The following is a 6772-nucleotide window of genomic DNA, read 5'->3' on the forward strand; positions in this document are numbered from 1 at the left end:
CTGTTCCGCCGGCCGAGGGCGGGACGCGACCCGGGCATCCCGTGGTCGCGACCCGCCCGTCCCCGCCGCTCCCGCCCACCGTCAGAAACAGCCTCGGGAGGACGCGTGAGACGACATGGTGCGGATGTACCTCCAGGACGCACCGCCCGGCGCGGAGCCCATGCGGATGAAGGACCTCCAGGGCAACGTGCGCGACGACACGAACGGTGCGGGCCATCCGTGGACTCTCGGCGAGGCGTGGCTGGCCTACCAGGAACAGCAGATCGCCCGGGTGCTGACGCGGATGGACTCCCAGTACCCCGGCCGGGTCATGGCGTTGATGATCACCTACGAGAACGGCGGCGAGTGGTTCTTCCGGCCGTACGGCTACGACGACACCACCAACAAGATGCTGGACTGGGGCGCGCCGAACCTCTGCGCCACCGGCCCGGACGGCGTGCGGGTCTGCCAGCTCTACCCGTGGACCAACGACTCGGGCACCCAGCCCGGCCCACGCGGACGGCACTCGTTCTACCTCGACGACTACTCCGGCAGCGCCGAGTCCGGCTTCTGCGCGTGGAGCGCCCTGCCGGCGAGCCTGGTCCCGGGCTGCCGGTCGGCCACGCCCACCGAACGCAACAACGCCGTGCCCGGCCAGTCGCCACCGGCCTCCGGGGCGTCACGTGGCACCGTGCTGGACCCCGCCGACATCAACTCGCTGCGGGCCGCCAAGTACAACCAGTACATGTCGTCGCGCAACGTCGCGGCCATCACCCGCCTGCTCGCCAAGGCCAAGCAGGTGACCGGCAACCGCATCCTCACCGCCACGTTCTACGGCTACCTCTACGGCCTGCGCACCGAGCTGGCGATCAGCGGAAGCAACGACCTGGCGACGCTGGTCGCCAGCCCGTCCGTGGACATCATCGGCGTGCCCTACTCGTACGGTGCCAGCCGGAGCCTGGGCAACGGCTTCGTCCAGCAGGGACCGCCGGACACCATGCGGCTGGCCAACAAGCTGTGGCTGGACGAGGACGACACGCGCACCCTGCTGGCCTGCGCGCCGACGAACTGCCAGCCGATCCCGTTCCAGACCGCCACGAACCTGTGGGACAGCATCCGCCTGCTGCGCCGCAACCTGACGACCGCCGCGATCGGCGGCCGGGCACTGCACTTTCTGGACCTGCAGGGGGTCGGCTGGTTCGGCGACCCGGCGCGCACCGGCGACTCGGAAACCCTGTGGGCGAACCTCCAGTCGGTGTTCCGGGCCGCCGACAAGATCCAGCACGGCGGGGCGAACGCCTACCAGCCGCAGGTCGCGGTGTTCGTCGACGACGTGTCGGCCAACTACCAGCCCGCCCTGACCCCCGCCGGGGAGAACTCGTACGCCTTTGCCAGCGACCAGCTCTCCAACCTGGTGGACGACCTGACCCGGCTGGGCACGCCCGTGCGGCACTACCTGCTCAGCGACCTGGCCAAGGGCAACCTCGACCTGAGCGCGATCAAGCTCGCCGTCCTGCCCAACGCCTACGCGGTGTCCTCGACGGTACGCGCGGCGATCGACACCAGACTGAAGACGCCCGGCCGCACCGTGCTGTCGCTGTACGCCGCCGGGTACGTGCAGGGCGACCAGGCCGCCTCCACCGCCTCGATGGCCGCGCTCACCGGCATCACGGTCGCCAAGGGCACCGGGACGCCCGCCCTGGGGCAGAACTACTCGTTCGTCGGGCAGAGCGGCGGGCCGGCGTACCCGCTGACGCCGTGGTTCACCGTCACCGACGCGGGCGCGACGACGCTGGGCACGTACCAGGCGGGCGGGGTCTCGCTGGCGCGCAAGTCGATCCCCGTCGCGGGCGGAAGCTGGACGTCGGTGTACGCCGCCGCGCCCAGACTACCCCTGGCCGCGCTGCGCAAGATCAGCGAGGACGCCGGGGTGCACCACTTCGCCCCGGCCGGCGACACGGTGGAGGCGGCCGGCAACATGCTGATGGTGCACGCCGGCACCACAGGCGTGCGGACCGTACGGCTGCCGCAGGCCATGCCTCGGGTGTACGAGACCGCCCTGAACCCCAGCGACGTCGAGATGTGCCGCACCTGCTCGCAGCTGGCGAACCTGCCGTTCAACGCGGGCGACACCCGGGTGTTCCGCTGGACCTCGCCGCCGCGCGGCAACTTCGAGCTGCTCACCGGGTCCACCGTGGAGGGCTGGGCGGTCGACACGGACCAGCCGGGTACCTCGTCGGCGGTGGCCGTCTACCGGGGCGGGCCGGCGGGCGTCGGAACGTACCTGGGCGACTTCCCGACCGCGACCAACCGGCCGGACGTGAACTCGTACTTCGGCATCACCGGCGTGCACGGCTTCCGGTTCACGCTGTCCGGGTGCACGCCCGGCACCCAGATCCACGTCTACGCCCTCGACCCGGAGGGCGGCAGCGGCGACGGCAGCAGCTACCTGGGGGCGCGCCCCTGCACGTGAGTCGCGGGCGGGCCGCCGGGCCGGCGACGATGCCGGTCCGGCGACCCGTGGGCGGCGCGACGCCCGGCACTCAGCGAGCCGAGCCGGTCGGGTCGTGCAGCATGCGGACTTGTGCTCCGGGATGTCGATGAGGTCCCGGAGCAGCGGCGCGGGGGCGGGCGAAGACATGCTGCCCACCGCACCGAGGGTGCTCTCGGCGACGACCGCGCTGTGCGTGCGTCCACGATCACGCGGGACCTCCGGGGCGCGGTGCGGCCCGGTCGATCCGGCGCACCGCGTCACCGATCTCGTCTACCGGCACCACCGCGTCGGCCAACGCGCGCAGGGCGAACTCGGCCGGCTGTTCGGAGAACACGACGGCCTTGCCCTGGCCCACGGCGTAGCCCACCTCGATACAGACGCTCACTCCCGCGTATCCGCCGTTGGCGATGACGAATACGGCGTCGGAACTGGCGACCTTGTCGAGGAACTCACGGGTGAGGCGAATCTTGTCCGACTCGCCGACGCGCACCTGCTCCTCGCTGTAGTCGTAGCGGGGGGTGTAGACGGTCAGGCCGGCCTTACGAAGAATTTCCTCGGCCCGCCGCGCGGTGTCGTAGAACTTCGAACTGCTGCAGATCGTGACTGAGCTGATCACCGAAACTCTCTCCATCACTACTGGGAATGCGAAGTCAGATCAACGGCACTAGGTGCCGAGGGCTTGACCGGCGTGAAGAGGCGGAGCTGCCGGCCCTACACGACCCACCTGGCAAGGTCTGCCCGAAATCGGCGGACGGCTGTGTTGCCCTCGTGCCGCAGGCTGTTGAGGCTGGTCCGGGTGGTCGATTCAGTGCTCGTCTTCCAGGAGCGGCCGGAGTTGCTCCAGCAACCGGGCCCGGCTGACATTGCGCGGCAGTTCCAGCTTCAGGTCGATTCCCGGGCCCGTCACCGTCAGCGTCACCGTGGGGCGGGGATCCCGCAGCCGCCAGTTGCGAATCGCGGCCACGAGGTCACCCAGTTGAGGCTGCAACGCGGCAAGGGTGGCGAGGTTCGCCAGCAGACCCGTTCCGTCGACGGCGAGGGTGATCGCCGACAGGTCGCGAACGCCTTCGTACGGTAGGTCAAGCTCCTCGAGGACCTCGGCCGGCAGCAGCAGCTTGACGGTGGTCATTCTTCACCTCTCACCAGGCCCGCGATCCGCTCGCGAACGTCTTGAGCCAGTTGGTTCAGCGACGTCGACGCGACGGCACCGCTAAAGAATCCCTGCACGTGGTGGATGTCCAGGTCGTAGATCTGCTTGAGGGTCACCGGTGCCGCGTCGTCGAAGCCCTCCACGATGACCGTCCGCGGTGTCGGAGCATGCCCCAGGTCGCTCGCGTGCCGGGCCACCCGCGCCACCAGCGTGAGTTCCTCCACCGCCAGCGGATGGTGCAGCACTGCCCGGTCGACCTTGATCTGGGTCAACGGCAGCTCCGCCATTCGGGCGAGCGAGGCGTACCCGACGCCGAAGTCGTCGACCGCGAAGCTGATCCGCAGCGCCCGGGCCAGCTCGGTGAGCCGCCGGTGGAAGTAGACCAGCGGCTCCTGCGGCCACCGCTCACCCGGGCCGGGATGGATCGCGTCCTGCTCGGAGATCTCCAGCGTGAGCGTCCGCGGGTGCATGCCGGCCTCCGCGAGAGCCGTGCTCACCTGGTTCAGGTACGAGGCGCTGAGCAGTGAACGGACCGCGACGTTGACCGACAGCGGCTTGGTGCCGTGCCAGGGCGCGTCCGCGTCCGCGGCGGCGTACGAGCGGATCGCCTTGCCGAGCAGGAGCGAGTCGCGTTCGATGATGAAGCGGTCGCCCCAGACGTGCGCCATCTGCAGGGCGCCCAGCGGCGCGCGGACCTCCTTGTCGCCACGGCGGGCCAGGGCCTCGAAGCTGTGGATGCTCACGCCGGCCGGCCGCCGGTCCAACTCCACGACGGGCTGGAACACCATGATCATGGACCCGATCAGCTTCTGGTAGAGGCTGAAGGCGTACTCGTAGAGGTTCAGCGGGAGCCGGCCGAACGCGGCACGCAGGGCGGTCACCACCTGCATCTCGGCCTGCACCGGGTCGCCGACAAGGTCGGAGTCCCACAGGGCACGCAGCATGACGGCGAGCGGCTCGCCCATGGCGAGCATCGCGAGGGCCGGGTCGACGACGACCAGCGCGAGGACCCGGTCGTCCTCGTAGGAGAGCGGAACGCAGAGCATCCGGGTGCCCGCGTCGTTCGCCACGACGTGCCCCGGCACCGACGTGCGGTGCTGGAGAGCATCGGCGGAGCTTCGCTCCAGCAGCGACCGCAGCGACTCCCGATCGAATCGGGCCGTGGAGTCGGCGACCCGCAGGGTCGGGCCCGAGAACTCCATCACGGCCACAGACTGGGCGTCCAGCGCGTACCGGATGATGTCCGCCCGCTCGGCGCGCCCACGTGGTCCAGAGGTCGGCACCGAGTGCGCCTCGGAGCGGAACACCCGGCCGAGCAACTGCACGATCGAGCTGCACTGGTCTTCCAACGGGCTCTTGCAGGGCAGAATGGTGCCGGGGCTCGCCGGCGAACTCAGCAACCGGCGCTCGTGCCGGGACATCGGCGGCTGGGTGAGGATGGTGGTCGGGCCCCACATGTGCACGAGCTGCGCCGGCGGCGGTTCGAGCCCCTGCTCGGCCACGAAGGCGGCCATCTGGCCGAACGACACCCGACCCCGATCGTCTGCGGCGTCGCCACGCAGTGCGCGCAGCAGGTGGTGGGTCAGCACGCCGTGCTCGTGCTCGGCGCTCTCCCGCGCCGCCACGCCGCTGCGGCAGGCCAGCAGCGCGCTGTGCCGGTCGACCTGGGTGCGGTAGGTCTGCATCGCCTCGGTGTGGCGCAGATCGGCGTCGAGATAGGTGCCGGCCTGGCAGCAGTCGAGGATGAGGAACGACGTGCCGGCGAACGTCTCGAAGACGTCCCGCTTGAGGAATGCCATCCGCAGGCCGTTGTCCGGCTCCCGGCGCAGGGCGGCCGGGTCGAGGTCGGCCGTGACGAGGTACGCGTCGAGCTGCCGGCTCCACTCGGGCACCAGCGCGTGGCCGGCAAAATACACGAGCAGCACGTCCGAGGGGCCGGAGTCCAGCGCCACCTCGCGGAGCCCGGCCTTGATCTTGGGCCAGGTGGCCTCCGCGCCGACGTACGTCCGGATGTCGGTCTCCTCGAAGGTGCCGATCTCCTCGTCGAGCAGCACCGCTCGGACTGCCTGGACGTCGCGTTCGGCGTACCGCAGGGTGGGCAGCTGGACGTCATTCCCGGCCTGGTTGACCCCGATCAGGACCGCCCGCCGCCGGCTCGGCGCCATTCACAACCCCCATACGATGGTCCACCCGCGACCATGTCGCGCGATCAGAGCAGCGGTCACGGTCAGGGTATCGACTTTCTCGAAGGTCGTTGATCTGACCGCCGCGTCGGATACCCGTCATTCCGGGCCCGCCGTTGCGGGCCACGATCGACCCGCAGCGGCGAGGGAACAACTCAGTCGGGCGGGCCCGTCGGCTGTTCCTGCCCCGGCCACGTCGTGCCGAGCAGTTTCGCGAGACGTCGACCAAGGAGGTGATGACGGCGTTCGCACCAGCCGAGACCGTCGTCCCGGGAGGCGGGAAGGCCGGGAAGCTCGTTGAGCTGAGGAAACTGGTGTAGGCGTCGGGACTCATCGTGGCCCCGCCCACTCCACCGATATCCGCTCCTTCTTGGCGATGTTCTCCGGGCCTTCGAGCAATTGCAGGTTGGTCAGGCTGTATTGACGTGCGGGAACAGGAGCGCGAGCACGTCGAGGCCGGAGCCCCAGACGCCGGCAACCGGTTCGCTACCTACGGTTCCCGCATCCAGAGCTTCGGATCGTTCACGAAGACGCCCTTGCCCTGGTGCCGCCAGATAACTCGCAGCGCTTCCAGGCGCACGTAGACCTGCTTGACGGTGGATGGGCTGACCTCGTAGGTCGCGGCGAGCTGCGCGATCGAGGGCAGCCTGTCGCCCGGCTTGAGCCTCTCAGCTCGGACGTCGGCGACGATCTCGTCGGCGATCCGGATGTAGTCGGCGGTGATCGGCATGACCTTCCCCCTGCGTGGCACGCCAATTCGATCACGCAAGGACACGCAACAACAACTCTGGGTTTGACTAAGACGACCGGGACAGCTAAGTTTGCTCCTGCCTCTCCCCTTGCGTGGCAACAAGGACAGAGGCGCTTCCCTGGTCGGGGCGGGTGTGCACGCCCGTCCCGGCCCACCAGGCCGCTCCGCCGCCGCACCTCCAAACCCGGCGGCGGAACGGTCGGGCCGTTCTCAGC

Annotated in this window: 5 protein-coding genes; 1 reads left to right on the forward strand and 4 read right to left on the reverse strand. The window is 69.8% G+C overall.

Annotation, left to right across the window (positions count from 1 at the left end; genetic code table 11):
* Positions 1–124: 124 nt before the first annotated feature.
* Positions 125–2452 carry a hypothetical protein gene (locus tag E1258_RS28420; protein WP_207919779.1) on the forward strand — a complete coding sequence of 776 codons (2328 nt, stop codon included), beginning with the start codon at positions 125–127 and terminating at the stop codon, positions 2450–2452.
* A gap of 226 nt (positions 2453–2678) precedes the next feature.
* Here the strand turns inward: E1258_RS28420 and E1258_RS28425 are convergent, their stop codons facing one another.
* The 4 genes from E1258_RS28425 to E1258_RS28440 all read right to left on the reverse strand — a co-directional run bounded on the left by E1258_RS28425 (position 2679) and on the right by E1258_RS28440 (position 6536).
* Positions 2679–3089 carry a hypothetical protein gene (locus E1258_RS28425; RefSeq protein WP_132406540.1) on the reverse strand — a complete coding sequence of 137 codons (411 nt, stop codon included), beginning with the start codon at positions 3087–3089 and terminating at the stop codon, positions 2679–2681.
* Positions 3090–3278: 189 nt separating this feature from the next.
* Positions 3279–3602, reverse strand: a complete 324-nt coding sequence (locus E1258_RS28430) for a hypothetical protein (protein WP_132406542.1) — start codon at positions 3600–3602, stop codon at positions 3279–3281.
* Positions 3599–5788 (reverse strand): EAL domain-containing protein, encoded by a 2190-nt coding sequence (locus E1258_RS28435; RefSeq protein ID WP_132406544.1) that lies wholly within the window; start codon positions 5786–5788, stop codon positions 3599–3601. The genes E1258_RS28430 and E1258_RS28435 overlap by 4 nt, the downstream gene beginning before the upstream one ends.
* Before the next feature lie 508 nt (positions 5789–6296).
* On the reverse strand, positions 6297–6536 hold the full coding sequence (locus E1258_RS28440) for a winged helix-turn-helix domain-containing protein (protein ID WP_132406546.1): 240 nt from the start codon (positions 6534–6536) through the stop codon (positions 6297–6299).
* Positions 6537–6772: the final 236 nt, after the last annotated feature.

Source organism: Micromonospora sp. KC207, from assembly GCF_004348615.1.
In the GTDB taxonomy this organism is placed as follows: Bacteria; Actinomycetota; Actinomycetes; order Mycobacteriales; family Micromonosporaceae; genus Micromonospora.